Consider the following 16,415-nt stretch of genomic DNA (forward strand, 5'->3'; position numbering starts at 1 on the left):
AACCTCAGCGGCGGATACAACCCCTTCTGGAAACTTTTTTTTGATTCCTCGGTGTCGACTAGGTCACAGCCGTACTTCTATGGGGTGGAGCCCAGCCCAAACGTTCGAGTTAAAGGACTTTGGTCCCTTCCACTCACACAATCACACGCAGTGCACGGCGTACGCCTGTGAACGTCACACTCGTGCGCACTCCCAGGTGGTCTCCGTCCATCTGGAAAGGCAGCGGGACCTTTGAATGCAAGGTGAAGTCCGTGAGGTCATGAAGTGAAACGGCGTGCTTTCCGGACGGGCCCTTCTCCGGGCTCGAAGTGAGCAGCTGAGTGCCGTAACGGGCGACCGCCGGAGTGGAGAGCCGTTTCAGTCCGAGCACGTCCAGGCCGGTGTCGAAGGTGGCCTTCGGGGACGCGTACAGAGGGCGATTGCCCAGGTAGGACCAGGGGGCGGTGTTGGAGATTATGGACAGCGCCAGATCGGTGACCGGTTCGTGCCCGGGGGTCTCCAGGGTCATCACGCCGTGCCTGCGGTGCGGCTCGTCGATGAACTGCCGGACCACCTGCCGTACGTAGAGCGCGTGCGTGGAGCGCTTGCCGCGTTCGCGTTGCTGTTCGACCCGGCCGACCACACCCGCGTCGAAACCGAGCCCGGCGCAGAAGGTGAACCAGCGTTCCGGGACGGATTCGTCCTCGGTGCCGGGGGTGCCGGCCGCCAGTCCGAGGCCGACCGTGCGTTCGGTCCGGTTGGCGAGCGCGTCCAGGATCGCTCCGGTCGCCTCCACCGCGTCGTTGGGCAGGCCCAGGGCACGCGCGAACACATTGGTGGAACCGCCGGGAACCACCGCGAGCCGCGGGAGGGTGTCCAGGTCGGGGCCGTTGTGGAGCAGGCCGTTGACGACCTCGTTGACCGTGCCGTCGCCGCCCAGGGCGACCACCAGATCGATGTCGTCGCTGTCCGCGGCCCGCCGCCCCAGGTCCCGGGCGTGGCCCCGGTATTCCGTGGTCACGGCCTCCAGCTTCATCTCGCTGGCCAGCGCGTGGATGAGCACGTCACGGGTCCGCGCACTGGTGGTGGTAGCAGCTGGATTGACCACGAGGAGTGCGCGCATGACCGCCAGACTACCTACCGCGCGGTATCGCTCTGAAGTCCCGCCCCCTGACCTTCACGCTCGGTGACGGCCCGGATGCTGCGGGGCCGACCGGCCGCCCGTCCCCGTACCGGTTCCGGCATCCGTTCCGGTACCGGTTTCGACCCCGGCTTCGCTTTCGCGGCGCCGGGATGCCAACCTGCAAGGGTGAGTACTCAGCAGAACACGCCCGCCTCGTCGCCCTCGCCGAGGCTCGAACCGGCGAAGCCGAGCAGGATCACTCTCGTTGCCGCACTCACCGCCCTGGAAGGGGCGGCGCTGGCCATCGGCGGGATCTACATGCTGGTCATGGGGCTGCTCGGCAGCCCCGAGAGCCCGCAGCAGGCGGAGATGGGCGGTCTGACGCTGATCGCGCTCGCCCTGATCCCGCTGTTCGCCGCCCGCGGTCTGCTGCTGCGGCGCAGCTGGAGCCGCGGTCCCGCACTCATCACACAGATCATCGGACTGCCGGTGGCCTGGACGCTGCTGCGGTCGCACGGCGTGCTGATCCCGGCCGGGATCGTCCTCGCCGCGGTGACCCTGACGGCGCTCTACCAGCTGGTCAGGCCGACGACGGTCGAGGCGCTCGGCATCCGCCGGCCGGGCACCACCCCGGAGAACTGAATCCGCCCCGCCCGGCGACCGGGCGGGGCGGGCCGACGGCACGGGGCCGCGCGGGCACGGCAAGGACCGCGCCCGCGCGGCCTTGCCCGCTACTCCTCGACGAGCAGCCGCTCGCGCAGCTGCGCCAGCGTGCGGGCCAGCAGCCGCGAGACGTGCATCTGCGAGATGCCGACCTCCTGCGCGATCTGCGACTGGGTCATGTTGCCGAAGAAGCGCAGCAGCAGGATCCGCTTCTCGCGCGGCGGCAGATCCTCCAGCAGCGGCTTGAGCGACTCGCGGTACTCGACGCCCTCCAGCGCCTCGTCCTCGGAGCCCAGCGTGTCAGCGACCGCGGGGGACTCGTCGTCCGTGTCCGGCACGTCCAGTGAGAGCGTGCTGTACGCGTTGGCCGATTCCAGGCCCTCCAGGACCTCTTCCTCGGAGATGCCCAGTCGCTCCGCCAGCTCGTGGACCGTCGGCGAGCGCCCGTGCTGCTGGGAGAGCTCGGCGGTGGCCGTGGTCAGCGAGAGCCGCAGCTCCTGGAGCCGGCGCGGCACCCGGACCGCCCAGCCCTTGTCACGGAAGTGGCGCTTGATCTCGCCCACGACCGTCGGGGTCGCGTACGTCGAGAACTCGACGCCGCGGTCCGGGTCGAACCGGTCCACCGACTTGATCAGGCCGATCGTCGCGACCTGGGTCAGGTCGTCCAGCGGCTCGCCGCGGTTGCGGAACCGGCGGGCCAGATGCTCCACGAGGGGCAGATGCATCCGCACCAGCCGATTGCGCAGCTCCGCCTTCTCGGGCGACCCGTCGGGAAGCGCGCGCAGTTCGACGAAGAGCGCCCGCGCCCCGCTGCGGTCGTGTGGATCGTGGTGCCCGTGCTCGCTCATCTGGCCTGCCCGCTCCGCCTGCGACTGCTCCACCGCGACCGTACGGCCCACCGGCCCGTCCGCCCCGTCCACCGGATGGGGCAGGGCCTGCTGTTCCGGGATGCCTGCTGCGCGCACCACCCCTGGTCGCATCGTTTCGTCCCGCACAGGACCGTCCCCGTTCCCGTTGCTCACGCCGGCCCGGGTCCCGCGCCGCGCTGTTTGTAGAGGCTGATGCTGACCGTACGGTCGTCGGCCACCGAGGAGTCGACCTTCCCGGCCAGTGCGGAGAGCACCGTCCAGGCGAAGGTGTCGCGCTCCGGTGCCCGGCCGTCCGTCGTGGGGGCGGACACCGTGACCTCGAGAGAATCCTCGACGAGTCGGAAGACGCAGCTGAGGACGGAGCCCGGCACGGCCTGCTGAAGCAGGATCGCGCAGGCCTCGTCGACCGCGATGCGAAGATCCTCGATCTCGTCGAGAGTGAAGTCCAAGCGCGCTGCGAGACCGGCCGTGGCCGTACGCAGCACCGACAGGTAGGCACCCGCAGCGGGCAGCCGGACCTCTACGAAGTCCTGATTCCCGGGCTCGCCTGCGATCTGGGACACCCTCACCTCCAAGGTGGCACAAACTCTTTCGAGGATCCGGGAAGGGTGCCCCGGAGCCATGCGGTACGTCTTCGGTTCTGGTCCGCGACGCTATCGCGACCCATGATGCCGTGTCGCCAGAGCCCCAGCCCATGGCTGTCACTCATGGTAAGCCCATGAGTACACACAGTGGGTAGGGGTCTGCGGCGGTCAATTACGAACAACCGGCGCCGGTTTGACGTACCCAGGCCTCAGACGATCGAACCGTCCTCGAAGCACCAGCGCCAGCTCTCGCCCGGCTCGAAGCTCCGCATCACCGGATGACCGGTCTCCTTGAAGTGCCCCGTGGCGTGCTGCAGGGGCGACGAATCGCAGCAGCCGACATGGCCGCAGACGAGGCAGAGCCGCAGCTGCACGGGGTGGGTGCCCGCCGCGAGGCAGCCGGGGCACGTCGCGCTGAGCGGAGCAGGTTCGGGGCGCGGCAGTGCGGACACGTGAGGGCAGTCACTCATGATTGTCAGGTTACGACGGATACGTGGACCGTGAACTGCGGATGCGAGGACCGTGGAATGGACGTATTGCCGCTGGTGGGACTGGTCGCGGCCAGTGCGGCGGTCGCGGGGGCGGCGCGCCGCACCCCCGTGCCGGCCCCGCTGCTGCTCGTCACCGTGGGCCTGATCGCCTCCTATCTGCCCGGGGTGCCCACCTACACGCTCGACGCGCACGTCGTGCTGCCGCTGCTGCTGCCACCGTTGCTCTACACGGCGGCCGTCGACAGCTCGTACCTCGATCTGCGGGCCAATCTCCGGCCGGTCGCGCTGCTGTCGGTCGGTTACGTGCTGTTCGCGACCGTCGCGGTCGGCTGGCTGGCGTACCGCCTCGTACCCGACCTGCCGCTCACCGCCGCGCTGGTGCTCGGCGCGGTCGTCGCCCCGCCGGACGCGGTCACGGCCGCCGCGATCGCGCGCCGGGTCGGGCTGCCCGGCCGGGTCACGACGGTCCTGCAGGGTGAGTCCCTGGTGAACGACGCCACGGCGATCACCGCCTACAAGGTGGCGATCGCGGCCGCCGTGGGCGAGGGGATGAGCTGGGGCGCGGGGATCGGGGAGTTCTTCCTCGCCGCGGTCGGCGGCGTCGTGGTCGGCCTGGCGCTGATGGTGCCGCTGCACTGGCTGCGCACCCACCTCAAGGAGGCGCTGCTGCAGAACACGCTGTCGCTGCTGATTCCCTTCGTGGCGTACGCGGCGGCCGAGCGCGTACACGCCTCCGGGGTGCTCGCCGTGGTCGTCGTGGCGCTCTATCTGGGGCACCGGTCCTGGCAGGTGGACTTCGCGACCCGGCTCCAGGAGGCGGCCGTCTGGAAGATGGTCGCGTTCATCCTGGAGTCCGCGGTCTTCGCGCTGATCGGGCTCCAGCTGCCCTTCGTGCTGAAGGGGCTCGGCGCGTACGCCGTGGGCGAAGCCGTCCGGTACGCGGTCGTCGTCTTCCTCGCCGTGGTCGTGGTCCGCTTCGTCTGGGTCTACCCGGCGACGTATCTGCCCCGGTGGCTGTCGAAACGGATCAGGGAACGCGAGCCCGACACCGACTGGACGGCGCCGCTGATCGTCGGCTGGGCCGGGATGCGCGGTGTGGTCTCGCTCGCCATCGCCTTCTCCATCCCGCTCGCCATGTCCGACGGGAGCCCCTTCCCGGCCCGCAACCTGGTGCTGTTCCTGACCTTCACCACGGTCATCGGCACCCTGGTCGTCCAGGGGCTCAGCCTGCCCCTGCTGGTGCGGGTCCTGAAGCTCCCCGGGCGCGACGCGAAGGCCGAGACACTGGCCGAGGCACAGGCCCAGAGCGAGGCATCCGTGGCCGCCGAGGCGCGGCTGGAGGAGCTGCTCGCCGACCGCCGCAACCAGCTGCCGGGACCCCTGGCCGACCGGCTGCGCACCGTACTGGAGCGCCGCCGCAACGCCGTGTGGGAGCGGCTGGGCGCGGCCAATCCGCTGACCGGGGAGTCGGCGGACGACACCTACCGGCGCCTGGCCAGGGAGATGATCGAAGCCGAGCGCGCGGTCTTCGTGACGCTGCGGGACGAGCGGCGGATCGACGACGAGATGCTGCGGACGCTGCTCAGACGGCTCGACCTGGAGGAGGCGGCGGCCTACCGGGAGGAGTCGGACGCTCCCTGAGGGCTGCCCGTGACGACCGCCGCGACCGTGGTTCCCGCGGGGAACGCGCCCTCCCCGGCCAGTTCGGTGAGCGCGTACAGCAGCTTGGCGACGTAGAGCCGTTCGACGGGCAGGCCGTGCCGCTGCTCGAAGTCGTCGGCGAAGGCGTGCAGGGCCGGGGTCGTACGGGCGTAGCCGCCGAAGTGGAAGCGCTCGTCCAGGGACCAGGACCCGGCCGGGCCGCCGAAGGCCTCCCGCTGCAGTTCGCGCACCGCCTCCCCGAGGAAGCCGCCGCGCAGTACCGGGACACCGAGGGCGCGCTGTCCGGGCGCGAGGCCGGCGGCGAGACCGGCGAGGGTGCCCCCGGTGCCGCAGGCCACCGCGACCGCGTCGGCCCGGCCGCGCAGCTCGTGCCCCAGCTCTGTACAGCCCTGTGCCGCCAGGGCGTTGCTGCCGCCCTCCGGGATGACACAGCACTCCCCGAAGGCGCTCAGCAGCCCCGCCAGGACCTCCGGATCGCCTTTCGCGCGGTAGGTCGCGCGGTCCATGAAGTGCAGGGTCATGCCGTCGGCGGCGCACTGGGCCAGCGAGGGGTTCAGCGGCCGGCCGGCCAGCTCGTCGCCGCGCACCACCCCGACGGTGCGGAAGCCGAGCAGCCGCCCGGCGGCGGCGGTGGCCCGCAGATGGTTGGAGTACGCGCCGCCGAAGGTCAGTACGGTGCGCCCGGCGGCTGCCCGCAGGTTGAGGGAGAGCTTCCGCCACTTGTTGCCGGGCAGGTCCGGGTGGATCAGATCGTCGCGCTTGAGCAGCAGCCGTACGCCGTGACGCGTGAAGCGCCCGTCCTCGACCGGCTGCAGGGGCGAGGGGAGCACCGGCCGCAGCCGGGAGAGGTCGAGCGCTTCGGAGGGCATGCCGCAATTGTCGCCGGACGGATTCAGTCCTGCGCCAGCCACATGTCGGGGCCGAAGACCTCGTAGTGGATGTTGGACGCCGGGACGCCCTTGGCCAGCAACTGGGTGCGCACGGCACGCATAAAGGGCAGGGGGCCGCAGAGGTAGGCGTGGGTGCCGGGGGCGACGGCGAGGCCGCTCAGATCGACCCGGCCGGTGCGGTCGGCCCGGTGGCCCGGCTCGGGGTCCTCGTACCAGAAGTGGGCGGTGGCGTCGGGGAGCTTGGCGGTGAGCTGGGCGTGGTCGGTGCGCATCGCGTGGGTGGCGGGCGAGCGGTCGCCGTGCACGACGGTGACCGGGGCCCGGTGGCCGGTCGCCGCGAGGTGGTCCAGCATCGAGAGCATCGGGGTGCAGCCGATGCCCGCGGAGGCGAGCAGGAGCGGTGCGTCGGCGGAGTCCAGCACGAGGTCGCCGTACGGGGCGGAGACCCGCAGCTGGTCGCCGGCCCCCACCTCGGTGTGCAGATGGCGCGAGACCTCGCCGTCCGGTGAGCCGCCGCCGTGCACCCGCTTGACGGTGATGGAGCGGAGCCGCGAGCCGGGGGCGCAGGAGAGGCTGTACTGGCGTATCTGGCGGGCCCCGTCGGGGAGTTCCACCTGTACGGAGACGTACTGGCCGGGCCGGAAGGCGGGTGCGGGGGCGCCGTCGGCCGGGCGGAGCCGGAAGGTGGCGACATCGGCGGTCTCCTCGATCCGGGCGGCCACCTCCCACTCGCGCCACACGTCGCCGGCGACGACGCCCTGCTGCGCGTACAGCCGCTCCTCGATCGAGATCAGGGCGCCGGCCATCAGCCAGTAGACCTCGTCCCAGGCGGCCGCGACCTCCGGGGTGACCGCGTCGCCGAGCACCTCGGCGATCGCGGCGAACAGATGGGTGTGCACGACGTCGTACTGGGCGGCGGTGACGCCGAGGGAGGCGTGCTTGTGGGCGATCCGGCCGAGCATCACGTCCGGGCGGGTGTCCGGGTGCTCGATCAGGTGGGTCGCGAAGGCCGCGATGGAGCCCGCGAGGGCCTGCCGCTGGGCGCCGGACGACTGGTTGCCGCGGTTGAAGAGGTCGCGCAGCAGCTCGGGGTGGGCCTCGAAGAGCTTGCGGTAGAAGAGATCGGCGATGTCTCCGATGGCCGCGCCCACGGCGGGGAGGGTGGCACGGACGGTGGCGGTCGACGTCTCGGAGAGCATCGGGACTCCTCGCATGTGAATTGGTATATGAGATTCGTATTTTTGGGCAGTGCGGAACCGGGCGGCGCGAAGCCGGGCGGTACGGGGTCGGGTCGGGCGGTGGTGCCCGTGGTGTGGTGTGCGGCTGTTCAGCCGGTGTCGGGGCGGGTGCCGCTGATGCCGATCAGCAGCGGTCCGGTGGGGGAGGCGACCAGTTCGGTGACGGTGAGTGGATCGAGTGAGGCGTAGAAGGCCTCTTCCGCACGGCGCAGGGCGCCGCGCAGCCGGCAGGCCGAGCGCAGCGGGCAGGGAGTGGCGCCCTCGCACTCGACGACGTCGCCGGGGCCTTCGAGCTCCCGGACGAGCTCGCCGATCGAGGCGGAGCGGCCGGCTCCGGTGAGGCTGAGCCCCCCGCCGCGGCCCCGTCGCGCCTCGATCAGTCCGAGGTGCTGGAGTCTGGCGACGACCTTCGCGGTGTGGGTGTACGGCACCTGCATGGTGGCCGCCACCTCCCGGGTGGTCGGCGGATCCTCGTTCTCCGCGACGGCGAGGCGCATCAGCACGCGCAGCGCCACGTCGGTGAATTTCGTCAGCCGCATGGCGGTAACCGTAGATAAGTTGCATCGAGGATGCAACTTAAGTCGGTCCGTGGACATCGCTGAGCGTTGTGCCCAGCCCAAAGCCGATTAGTCACACTCTTTTGTGTAATGGTGCGACCGCTCTCCGTGCTGAAAGGCTTCTTCACGCAGGTCAGCCGAAGATCGAGAGGACGTCAGATGTCCGTTGGTGAAGAGGTTCAGAACGCGTCGTTGCCGCCGCAGCAGAGTCTGGGGACGGCAGCGGCGCGGAACCTCGCGACGACCACCAAGTCCGCCCCGCAGATGCAGGAGATCACCTCGCGGTGGCTGCTGAAGACGCTGCCGTGGGTGCAGGTGCAAGGTGGTACCTACCGGGTGAACCGCAGGCTGAGCTACTCGGTCGGGGACGGCAGGGTGACCTTTGTGCAGACCGGTGACCGGGTCGCGGTCATCCCCGCCGAGCTCGGAGAGCTCCCCGCCCTGCGGGACTTCGGCGACGAGGAGGTGCTGGGCGAGCTCGCCCGGCGGTGCGAGCAGCGCGAGATCGCGGCGGGGCAGGTGCTGGCCGCGTCGGGGGACGCGGCGGACAGCGTCTATCTGCTGGCACACGGCAAGGTCGAGAAGGTCGGCACCGGTCCTTACGGGGACGAGACGGTGCTCGGGGTCCACGCCGACGGGGCCTACTTCGGGGACCAGGCTCTGATCGACGGCGACGCAGTCTGGGAGTACACGGCCCGTGCCGTCACCGCCTGCACGGTGCTGACGCTGAGCCGGGCGGACGTGCTGAACCTCGCCGAGCGCGCGGACTCGCTCCGCGACCACCTCGCCGGACTGCTCAGCATCCCGGAACAGCGCACCAACAAGTACGGCGAGGCGGCGATCGACCTCTCCGCCGGCCATGTCGGCGAGGCCGTCGTCCCGCACACGTACGTCGACTACGATGCGTCCCCCCGCGAGTACGAGCTGAGCGTCGCCCAGACCGTGCTGAAGGTCCACAGCCGGGTCGCCGACCTCTACAACCAGCCGATGAACCAGACCGAGCAGCAGTTGCGGCTCACGGTCGAGGCGCTGCGCGAGCGCCAGGAGCACGAGCTGATCAACAACCGCGAGTTCGGGCTGCTCAACAACTGCGACTACGGGCAGCGCCTCCAGCCGCACGACGGCGCGCCCGGCCCCGACGACATGGACGAGCTCCTCTCGCGCCGCCGCGGCTCGAAGCTCTTCCTCGCCCACCCGAGGGCCATCGCCGCATTCGGCCGCGAGTGCAACAAGCGCGGTCTGGTGCCCGAGAGCGTCGACGTCGGCGGACACCACGTGCCGGCCTGGCGAGGGGTGCCGATCTTCCCGTGCAACAAGATCCCGGTCACCGACGCCCGGACCACGTCGATCATCTGCATGAGGACGGGTGAGGCCGAGCAGGGCGTCATCGGACTCCAGCAGTCCGGCATCCCCGACGAGATCGAGCCCAGCCTCTCGGTCCGCTTCATGGGGATCGACGAGCAGGCGATCATCTCCTATCTGGTGACGGCCTACTACTCCGCGGCCATCCTCGTGCCGGACGCCCTGGGCGTACTGGAAAACGTCGAGGTCAGCCGCTGGCGGTAGCCCCTCGGGGGTCCGGACGGCGATGTCCGGACCCCCGTCAACCTCCGCCACCGGGCAGCCGTGCCCGGGGCGGCCTCGGGAGGACGCCCCAGTGAAGACCCATCACGTACCCCAACCACCCACACCCCGGATTCCGGGCGACGACGCCCCGCCCGGCGGTGCCCCGCCCGTTCCCGTGGCGCAGAGCGCCGACGACCCGCCCGCCATGGCCTTCGCCCCGGCCGCCGCCGCGACGCAGGGTCAGGAGGCCGAGGCGCTCCTGGAGCGGACCCGGGCCCTCGTCGACCCTCAACTGCGCGCCGCGGTCGAGTCGTTGCCCGGATCGATCCGTCGCGTGGCGATGTACCACTTCGGCTGGCAGGAGGCCGACGGCAGCCCGTCCTCGGGTCCGGCCGGCAAGGCGATCAGACCCGCGCTGGTCCTCGCCGCCGCCCGCGCGCTGGGCGGCGACCAGGAACAGGCGGTGCGGGCGGCCGTCGCCGTGGAGCTGGCCCACAACTTCACCCTGCTGCACGACGACGTCATCGACGAGGACCGGACGCGCCGCCACCGCCCCACCGCCTGGACGGTCTTCGGCATCCCGGACGCGGTCATCGCGGGCGACGCCATGCTCGCCCTCGCCCAGCGGCTGCTCGCCGAGGACCCGTCCCCGGCCGGGCCCCGCGCCTCGGCCCGGCTCTCGACCTGCGTCATCGAACTGTGCGCGGGCCAGCAGGCCGACTGCGCCTTCGAGGACCGGGGCCCCGACGAGGTCACGCTGGACGAGTGCCTGACCATGGCCACCGCCAAGACCGGCGCCCTGCTCGGCTGCGCCTGCGCGCTGGGGGCGCTGTACGCGGGCGCGGGGGAGCGGGCGGTCGGCGCGATGGACGGATTCGGCCGGGAGGCGGGCCTCGCCTTCCAGCTCATCGACGACCTGATCGGCATCTGGGGGGATCCGGCGCGGACCGGGAAGCCGGTCGGCGCGGATCTCGCCGCCCACAAGAAGTCCCTGCCCGTCGTCGCCGCACTGGCCTCCGGCACCCCGGCGGCGGCCGAACTCGCCACGCTGTACCGGGGATCGATGAACACACCCGGCGAGGTGAGCCGTGCCTCCGACGCCGTCGACCGGGCCGGCGGCCGCGACTGGGCGCAGATCGCCGCGGCGGACCGGATGGCCCGCGCGGTCCATCACCTCTCCCGGGCCGTCCCCGACCTGGCCCGGGCGGGCGACCTCCTGACCCTGGCGGAGTTCGTCACCCGACGGACCCACTGACCGCGGGGCGGAGGAAGCGGAACGGGAGCAAGGCGCCGAGGTCACAAGGCCCGTGAGACGAAACGGAGGGCGAGCGGGCGACTGTCATGGGCACGGGCTACAGTCCGTGCCCATGACAGATGAGTCATGGGCAGGGTGGTACCGGGACCGACAGGGTTCCGACGCCGTCGTCCTCACCACCGACGGACAGCAACTACGCCTCCGCACACGGGGCATCGACTTCGAGGGCACGAGCTTCGACGGCCTCACCCCGGCCGTCGGTACGCCACCGGCCGATGACCGGTTCACCCTGGTGGACGGTGCGCTGAGCGACTGCGTACTGGAGTGGGACCTGCCGCTCCCGGTCCTCTGGGACGGGGCCGTTCACCAGGCCACGCTCAGCTGCCTGTTGTCGCTGCGCCGTCCCGATTCGTACCTCGGCCTGGAGCTGCAGTTCGGCGGTGCGGCCTACACGTCCCATCGCGCCGAGAGCGACTTCGGGGCGGCGCTCGCCACGATCCAGCGCGCCCTGCCGTCCGGCGTGCGTCTTCAGACCTGCATCGCCTGCGCCTTCTCGGACTACTTCCCGGCGCCGGCCGCGGTGCGCGGACTGTCCGGCGGCCTCGCATGCTTCCGGGGTGCCAAGGACGCCTACCGAGGGGCGGCAGGGGAGGGTGATGTCCGGGATCTGTGGGACCGGCGCACCGGGTTCGTCCAGGAGATCTGGAGCTGCCGAGAGTTCGAGCCCCGCCCGGAGCAGGGGGCCGGTACGGGCCACCGGGGCGCCTTCCCGCTGGAACTCGCCTGACCGTCCGGCCCCGGCCGGATCCCGTGCCCGGTCCGTGGGCCGGCTCCCGGGCTCGGTCCCGTCCGGACCGGGAGACCGCAGCGGGGCCACCCCGTCCTACGAGGTGGCCCCGGTGGTGCGACGCGTCCGGACGGGGAGGGTCAGGAGGCGCTGCGCGCGAGGGACGCCGCGAAGCCGTACTGCCACAGGTAGTTGACCTGGCTGCGCTCACTCGCGTTGGGGTACGGGTTGGTGCAGGACGTGCCGGGGCCGCCGCCCGACATCAGCTCGCTGCACGGGCCGGAGTAGTGGTCCGGCAGGCCGAGCACATGCCCGGTCTCGTGCGCGGTGACGCGGGTCGAGTTGTACTGCTGGTTCTGCGCGTAGTCCAGGAAGATGTACCCGTTGCCGTGCCCGTCGGTGCTCGCGTACGAGCCCCGGGAGTCATTGCCCTCGTAGTAGGTGAAGTCGGCGTTCGAGCCCTCCTGCAGGCGGACGTTGGAGACGGAGCTGTTCCAGATCTGCGCGCTGTTGGCTATCTGGGTACGGAAGCTGGGTGCGTTGGAGGTGCTGTAGACGACGGTGACCGACTGGGCGCCGGGGTTCGCCGCCCGCTTCTTCGCCACGGACTTGGCGACCGCCTCGAAGAACGCCTTGTTCGCGGCGGCGTTCTCGTGCGATCCGGCGTAGGCGGTGTAGCCGGCGCGGGCGTCCGACGTGGTGGTGGGTGCCGCGGCGGGGGCCGAGGAGGCGATCGCCGGTGCCGTGCCCAGCGCGGCCGCGAGGCCGAAGCCGAGGCCGACCACGGCCGACATGACGGTCCTGGGGTGTCTCATGGGGGGTCTCCTACCGTTACCGGTCCGATGAACCCGTCCGATGATCGGACTCGGACGGGTGCGGTACGGAGAGAGTGTCGGGGAGCACGAGCCGCGGCGGATGATGTCAACCGGCGATAGCACCGGGCTATCGCCACCCCGGGTACCGCCGTCGAAGAGCCCGCCAACTCCAGGTGAATTAAAGGGCTTTGATGCGATTGGGGAGTCTGGTGCGACCATGGTCCGCCGCCCTACGCTCGACCGTATGGAGCTTGAGGTGAGACACCTCAGGGCGCTGTGCGCCATCGCGGACACGGGCAGCCTGCACCAAGCCGCCCGCAGACTGGGCGTGAGCCAGCCCTCCCTGACCACCCAGCTGCGCCGGATCGAGAACACCCTGGGCGCCGAGCTGTTCCGCCGCGAACGGACCGGCTGCCGGCCGACGTTGCTCGGCCGCTCGGTCCTCAGTCGGGCCCGCCCCCTGGTCGACGGGATGACCGCCCTGGTCAGCGACGCGAAGGCGGAGGCCGACGCGGTCCGGGCCACCGGGCCCCGCCTGCGCATCGGCTGCACGGCGAGCAGGGTCATCGGCGGCTGGCTGAGAAGGCTGCGGCTCCGGCTCCCCGGCACGGACATCTCGCTGCGGGTCGACGTGTCGGCCCGCGCACTGCTCGGCGACGTCGGGGCGGGCGGGCTCGACGTCGCCTTCGTGCACGAGGTCGAGGGCTGCCCGCTGGCCGTCCCCGACGGCCTGGAACAGTGCGTACTCCTGGACCGTGAACCGCAGTTCATCTCCATGGCCAGGGACCACCCGGCCGCCGGCCGGCCCGTCGTCGACCTCGTCGACCTGGCCGCCGACCGCTGGATGGTCGACCCCACCGTGGACGGCGAATGGGACGGGCTGCGCCGGGTGTTCGACGAGGCCGGTGTCGCGCCGGCCGTGCTGCACGGCGACTACCTCACCGCCGCCTCCCTCATCGTGCTCGGCGAGGCGGTCGCCCCCTGCCAGCCCACCTCCGGACCGCGCGACGACATGGCGATCCGCCCGCTGCGCGACGACCCCCTCGCCGTAAGGCTGCTGCTGGTGTCCCGGCCCGGCGTCGACACGGCGACGGTGTACGGGGAGCTGGAGGCGGCGTACCGGGAGGCGGCCCGGCGCGCGGCCGGGTACCACCAGTGGCTGCTGCGCAACCGCAGCCCGCTCGCCCGCACGCCGTGAAGCACGGGTTCCCGATTCCGCCGAGAGCGAGGACCGGTTCCCACCGGGCCGCCCGGCGGGCAGAGTCGGTGCCATGAGGCTTCTGATGCTGGGCGGTACGGAGTTCGTCGGGCGCGCCGTCACCGAGGCGGCGCTGGCGCGGGGCTGGGACGTCACGGTGTTCCACCGCGGCCGGCACGCACCCCCGCCGGGCGTGACGGAGCTCCTCGGCGACCGCACCACCGAGGACGGCCTCGCCGCCCTGGCCGGACCGGGCGACGACCCCGACGGCGGGTACGCCTGGGACCTGGTCGTCGACACCTGGAGCGGCGCCCCCTCGGCGGTACGGGACGCGGCCCGCCTGCTGGCCGACCGGGCCGCCCGGTACGCCTATGTCTCCAGCCGCTCCGTGTACGACTACCCGGCCCCGGCAGGCCTGCCGGAGGAGGGGCCGCTGGTGACCGGTGCCTCGCCCGACGCGGGCGGGGACGTCTCGTACCCCCTGGCCAAGCGCGGTGGCGAACTGGCCGCGCTGGACGCCTTCGGCGACCGGGCCCTCCTCGCCCGCGCGGGACTGATCCTGGGCCCCTGGGAGAACATCGGCAGACTGCCCTGGTGGCTGGGGCGGATCGCCCGCGGCGGCCTCGTACTGGCCCCGGGCACACCGGATCTGAGGCTTCAGTACATCGACGCCCGCGACCTCGCCGACTGGCTGCTGGACGCCGCCCGCAGCGGTCTGCACGGACCGTACAACCTGGTCAGCCGCCCGGGCCACGCCACCATGGGGCAACTGCTCGAGGCCTGTGTGCGTGTCACCGGCTCCGACGCGGCACTGCGCTGGACACCCGCGGAGAGGATCCTCGCGGCGGGCGTGGAGCCGTGGAGCGATCTGCCGGTCTGGCTGCCGCCGGGCGAGCTGTACGACACCCTGCACTGCGCGGACGTCAGCAAGGCGTACGCGACCGGCCTGCGTTGCCGCCCGGTCGAGGAGACGGTCGCCGACACCTGGAAGTGGCTGGAGGAGCTGGGCGGACAGGCCCCGCAGCGCCCGGACCGGCCCGCGGTCGGCCTGGACCCGGGCGTGGAGGCCGAACTCCTGGCGGACACGGCCTGACCCACCGCCGAAGCCGCCGAAGGCGACCGGCGTATCGCCGAAGACGATCTGCGTGTGGCCGACGACCGTTGACGCGCCGTCGGCCGCGGCCTCGCGCGTGCCCGCGCGCACGGGCGTTCCCGGCCGTGGCTCCGCATATCCGGGTGTATCAGGGGCGAACCGGGCGTGGCATTCCTGTCATTTGGTAAGCAAACCTGCATATTGCCCCTTATGGCAACAGAAGCGCGTAGGCGAGGCAAAGGTATCCGGGCGGCGGTGGCCACGGCGGCGGCCGCTGCCATGGTGGGCACGATGGCGTCCATCGCTCTGGCCGACCCGTTGCCCGGTGGGCTCGGCCCGTGTCTGGGCAGCGACTGCCCGGACAGCTGGCCCGACCCGAACAACGGGCCCGTCAATTTCCACGACAGCAACATCAACATCTTCGTCGGCGGCGACTTCCTGGTCCGGGAAGCCGCCGCCGAGGCCGAGGGGAAGATCGTCACCCTCGGGCAGTTCGACATGAACAAGCGCGAGGGTGCCTCGCAGATCTACAACGTCGGCGTGGCGGGTGTGGGCTCCCGGGTGCCGCCCCCCAACGACTCCGACTACCTGACCGTGGGCGGGCCCCTGACCGTCGCCACCGGACAGCGGCTGCTCGCCGAGGAAGGCGCGAACCACGGCGTGGTCAAGTACGCCGACACCGTCAGCGGAACGGTGATCCCGGCCCCGGTCCACGACCCGGCCGCCACGGCCCCGTACACGGAGCTGCGCGACCAGCTGACCGCGGCCAGCCACTGCTACGCGTACGACGACAACCAGGACCACCGCCGCCCCGCCACGGGCACCGTGGTGAACACCGGTTCCGAGACCGTCTTCACCGGCGACGGCACCTCGTCCCTCCAGGTCTTCGCCGTCGACGCCGACCTGACGACGGCCCAGGGCGGTCAGCAGGGGCTCACGTTCAACGCGATCCCGGCGGGCGCGACCGTCCTCGTCAACCTCTACGGCAGTGCCCGCAACATCAGTACGTACATGGGCTCACTGCCCCAGGCCGGGCTGCGCGAGCACCTTCTGTGGAACTTCCCGGACGCCACCGAGGTCGGCCTGCACGGCACCGGGCAGTTCCAGGGCAGCATCCTGATCGGCCAGCAGTCGAGCACGGCCACGCTGGACATGAGCGGCACCAACGGCCGTTTCTACAACGCAGGTTCACTGATCCACACCTCGGCCGGTGAGTCGGGCGGCCAGGAGATGCACTCCTACCCCTTCGACGGGGACCTGCCGACCTGCGGCGAGGAGCCCACGCCGACTCCGACTCCCACGGACACGTCGACCCCGACCCCGACTCCGACTCCCACGGATACGTCGACCCCGACCCCCACCCCGACCCCGACGGACACGCCGACCCCGACCCCCACCCCCACCCCCACCCACACACCGGGACCGAAGCCCACCCCGTCCCACACCTGGCCGCACAAGCCCGACAGGCCCGGCTGGCCGGACAAGCCCGGTCCCTGGCCGGACAAGCCCCATCCCGGGGGCGAGTTGCCGCACACCGGCGCGCACGGCGGTGAGTGGGTTCTCGGCGGAATCGCCGCCGCGCTGCTCGTGGCCGGATCGGCGGCCACGCTGATGGCCCGGAGGGCGCGTCGACGCGGTTAGCTTT

Annotated in this window: 16 protein-coding genes; 8 read left to right on the plus strand and 8 right to left on the minus strand. The window is 71.6% G+C overall.

What is annotated here, in order from left to right:
• Nucleotides 1–133: 133 nt before the first annotated feature.
• On the minus strand, nt 134–1,102 hold the full coding sequence (locus tag ACWCPY_RS15105; RefSeq protein WP_451264980.1) for a diacylglycerol/lipid kinase family protein: 969 nt from the start codon (nt 1,100–1,102) through the stop codon (nt 134–136).
• Between the two features lie 186 nt (nt 1,103–1,288).
• Between ACWCPY_RS15105 and ACWCPY_RS15110 the strand changes: the two genes are divergently transcribed.
• Nucleotides 1,289–1,744, plus strand: a complete 456-nt coding sequence (locus tag ACWCPY_RS15110; protein ID WP_451264982.1) for a hypothetical protein — start codon at nt 1,289–1,291, stop codon at nt 1,742–1,744.
• Between the two features lie 89 nt (nt 1,745–1,833).
• On the opposite strand, the gene ACWCPY_RS15115 is transcribed toward ACWCPY_RS15110, so the two are convergent.
• From ACWCPY_RS15115 to ACWCPY_RS15125, 3 genes are all read right to left on the minus strand, one after another.
• Nucleotides 1,834–2,787: an RNA polymerase sigma factor SigF gene (locus ACWCPY_RS15115; protein ID WP_403768758.1), complete on the minus strand. Its 954-nt coding sequence runs from the start codon at nt 2,785–2,787 to the stop codon at nt 1,834–1,836.
• Entirely contained in the window at nt 2,784–3,197 is a 414-nt protein-coding gene (locus tag ACWCPY_RS15120; protein WP_148839137.1) for an ATP-binding protein, read from the minus strand. The genes ACWCPY_RS15115 and ACWCPY_RS15120 overlap by 4 nt, the downstream gene beginning before the upstream one ends.
• A gap of 230 nt (nt 3,198–3,427) precedes the next feature.
• Nucleotides 3,428–3,688: a UBP-type zinc finger domain-containing protein gene (locus tag ACWCPY_RS15125; RefSeq protein WP_072483808.1), complete on the minus strand. Its 261-nt coding sequence runs from the start codon at nt 3,686–3,688 to the stop codon at nt 3,428–3,430.
• A 57-nt stretch (nt 3,689–3,745) separates the two neighbouring features.
• Here ACWCPY_RS15125 and ACWCPY_RS15130 point away from each other — a divergent pair, with 57 nt between their 5' ends.
• Nucleotides 3,746–5,350 (plus strand): Na+/H+ antiporter, encoded by a 1,605-nt coding sequence (locus tag ACWCPY_RS15130; protein WP_451264984.1) that lies wholly within the window; start codon nt 3,746–3,748, stop codon nt 5,348–5,350.
• On the opposite strand, the gene ACWCPY_RS15135 is transcribed toward ACWCPY_RS15130, so the two are convergent.
• The 3 genes from ACWCPY_RS15135 to ACWCPY_RS15145 all read right to left on the minus strand — a co-directional run bounded on the left by ACWCPY_RS15135 (nt 5,323) and on the right by ACWCPY_RS15145 (nt 8,038).
• Nucleotides 5,323–6,240, minus strand: coding sequence for a 1-aminocyclopropane-1-carboxylate deaminase/D-cysteine desulfhydrase (locus tag ACWCPY_RS15135; protein WP_451264986.1), 918 nt, complete (start codon nt 6,238–6,240; stop codon nt 5,323–5,325). The two genes, ACWCPY_RS15130 and ACWCPY_RS15135, sit on opposite strands and share 28 nt — an antisense overlap.
• Nucleotides 6,241–6,263: 23 nt before the next feature.
• Nucleotides 6,264–7,460 carry a globin domain-containing protein gene (locus ACWCPY_RS15140; RefSeq protein WP_451264988.1) on the minus strand — a complete coding sequence of 399 codons (1,197 nt, stop codon included), beginning with the start codon at nt 7,458–7,460 and terminating at the stop codon, nt 6,264–6,266.
• Nucleotides 7,461–7,588: 128 nt separating this feature from the next.
• Nucleotides 7,589–8,038 carry an RrF2 family transcriptional regulator gene (locus tag ACWCPY_RS15145; protein ID WP_451264990.1) on the minus strand — a complete coding sequence of 150 codons (450 nt, stop codon included), beginning with the start codon at nt 8,036–8,038 and terminating at the stop codon, nt 7,589–7,591.
• 177 nt (nt 8,039–8,215) lie between these two features.
• On the opposite strand from ACWCPY_RS15145, the gene ACWCPY_RS15150 reads away from it, so the two are divergent.
• From ACWCPY_RS15150 to ACWCPY_RS15160, 3 genes are all read left to right on the plus strand, one after another.
• Nucleotides 8,216–9,622 (plus strand): family 2B encapsulin nanocompartment shell protein, encoded by a 1,407-nt coding sequence (locus tag ACWCPY_RS15150; RefSeq protein ID WP_451264992.1) that lies wholly within the window; start codon nt 8,216–8,218, stop codon nt 9,620–9,622.
• Nucleotides 9,623–9,827: 205 nt separating this feature from the next.
• Nucleotides 9,828–10,877 carry a family 2 encapsulin nanocompartment cargo protein polyprenyl transferase gene (locus ACWCPY_RS15155; RefSeq protein WP_451265223.1) on the plus strand — a complete coding sequence of 350 codons (1,050 nt, stop codon included), beginning with the start codon at nt 9,828–9,830 and terminating at the stop codon, nt 10,875–10,877.
• A gap of 112 nt (nt 10,878–10,989) precedes the next feature.
• Nucleotides 10,990–11,664, plus strand: a complete 675-nt coding sequence (locus ACWCPY_RS15160; protein WP_451264994.1) for a DUF6304 family protein — start codon at nt 10,990–10,992, stop codon at nt 11,662–11,664.
• A gap of 140 nt (nt 11,665–11,804) precedes the next feature.
• Here the strand turns inward: ACWCPY_RS15160 and snpA are convergent, their stop codons facing one another.
• The gene (gene snpA / locus ACWCPY_RS15165) at nt 11,805–12,479 is read right to left on the minus strand and encodes a snapalysin (RefSeq protein ID WP_451264996.1); all 675 of its coding nucleotides are present in this window, start codon (nt 12,477–12,479) and stop codon (nt 11,805–11,807) included.
• Nucleotides 12,480–12,723: 244 nt separating this feature from the next.
• Here snpA and ACWCPY_RS15170 point away from each other — a divergent pair, with 244 nt between their 5' ends.
• From ACWCPY_RS15170 to ACWCPY_RS15180, 3 genes are all read left to right on the plus strand, one after another.
• Nucleotides 12,724–13,677 (plus strand): LysR family transcriptional regulator, encoded by a 954-nt coding sequence (locus ACWCPY_RS15170; RefSeq protein ID WP_451264998.1) that lies wholly within the window; start codon nt 12,724–12,726, stop codon nt 13,675–13,677.
• A gap of 85 nt (nt 13,678–13,762) precedes the next feature.
• Nucleotides 13,763–14,770, plus strand: a complete 1,008-nt coding sequence (locus ACWCPY_RS15175) for an NAD-dependent epimerase/dehydratase family protein (RefSeq protein ID WP_451265225.1) — start codon at nt 13,763–13,765, stop codon at nt 14,768–14,770.
• Nucleotides 14,771–15,061: 291 nt separating this feature from the next.
• Nucleotides 15,062–16,411 carry a choice-of-anchor A family protein gene (locus ACWCPY_RS15180; protein ID WP_451265000.1) on the plus strand — a complete coding sequence of 450 codons (1,350 nt, stop codon included), beginning with the start codon at nt 15,062–15,064 and terminating at the stop codon, nt 16,409–16,411.
• Nucleotides 16,412–16,415: the final 4 nt, after the last annotated feature.

The sequence above is a fragment of the Streptomyces sp. NPDC002403 genome (genome assembly GCF_053593015.1).

Bases quoted from the DNA above. Each gene is read 5' to 3' on its own strand.
- ACWCPY_RS15135 (WP_451264986.1), bottom strand. From the start codon at position 6,240: ATGCCCTCCGAAGCGCTCGACCTCTCCCGGCTGCGGCCGGTGCTCCCC.
- ACWCPY_RS15170 (WP_451264998.1), top strand. From the start codon at position 12,724: ATGGAGCTTGAGGTGAGACACCTCAGGGCGCTGTGCGCCATCGCGGAC.
- ACWCPY_RS15150 (WP_451264992.1), top strand. From the start codon at position 8,216: ATGTCCGTTGGTGAAGAGGTTCAGAACGCGTCGTTGCCGCCGCAGCAG.
- ACWCPY_RS15140 (WP_451264988.1), bottom strand. From the start codon at position 7,460: ATGCTCTCCGAGACGTCGACCGCCACCGTCCGTGCCACCCTCCCCGCC.
- ACWCPY_RS15125 (WP_072483808.1), bottom strand. From the start codon at position 3,688: ATGAGTGACTGCCCTCACGTGTCCGCACTGCCGCGCCCCGAACCTGCT.
- ACWCPY_RS15105 (WP_451264980.1), bottom strand. From the start codon at position 1,102: ATGCGCGCACTCCTCGTGGTCAATCCAGCTGCTACCACCACCAGTGCG.
- ACWCPY_RS15180 (WP_451265000.1), top strand. From the start codon at position 15,062: ATGGCGTCCATCGCTCTGGCCGACCCGTTGCCCGGTGGGCTCGGCCCG.
- ACWCPY_RS15160 (WP_451264994.1), top strand. From the start codon at position 10,990: ATGACAGATGAGTCATGGGCAGGGTGGTACCGGGACCGACAGGGTTCC.
- snpA (WP_451264996.1), bottom strand. From the start codon at position 12,479: ATGAGACACCCCAGGACCGTCATGTCGGCCGTGGTCGGCCTCGGCTTC.
- ACWCPY_RS15155 (WP_451265223.1), top strand. From the start codon at position 9,828: ATGGCCTTCGCCCCGGCCGCCGCCGCGACGCAGGGTCAGGAGGCCGAG.
- ACWCPY_RS15175 (WP_451265225.1), top strand. From the start codon at position 13,763: ATGCTGGGCGGTACGGAGTTCGTCGGGCGCGCCGTCACCGAGGCGGCG.
- ACWCPY_RS15130 (WP_451264984.1), top strand. From the start codon at position 3,746: ATGGACGTATTGCCGCTGGTGGGACTGGTCGCGGCCAGTGCGGCGGTC.
- ACWCPY_RS15145 (WP_451264990.1), bottom strand. From the start codon at position 8,038: ATGCGGCTGACGAAATTCACCGACGTGGCGCTGCGCGTGCTGATGCGC.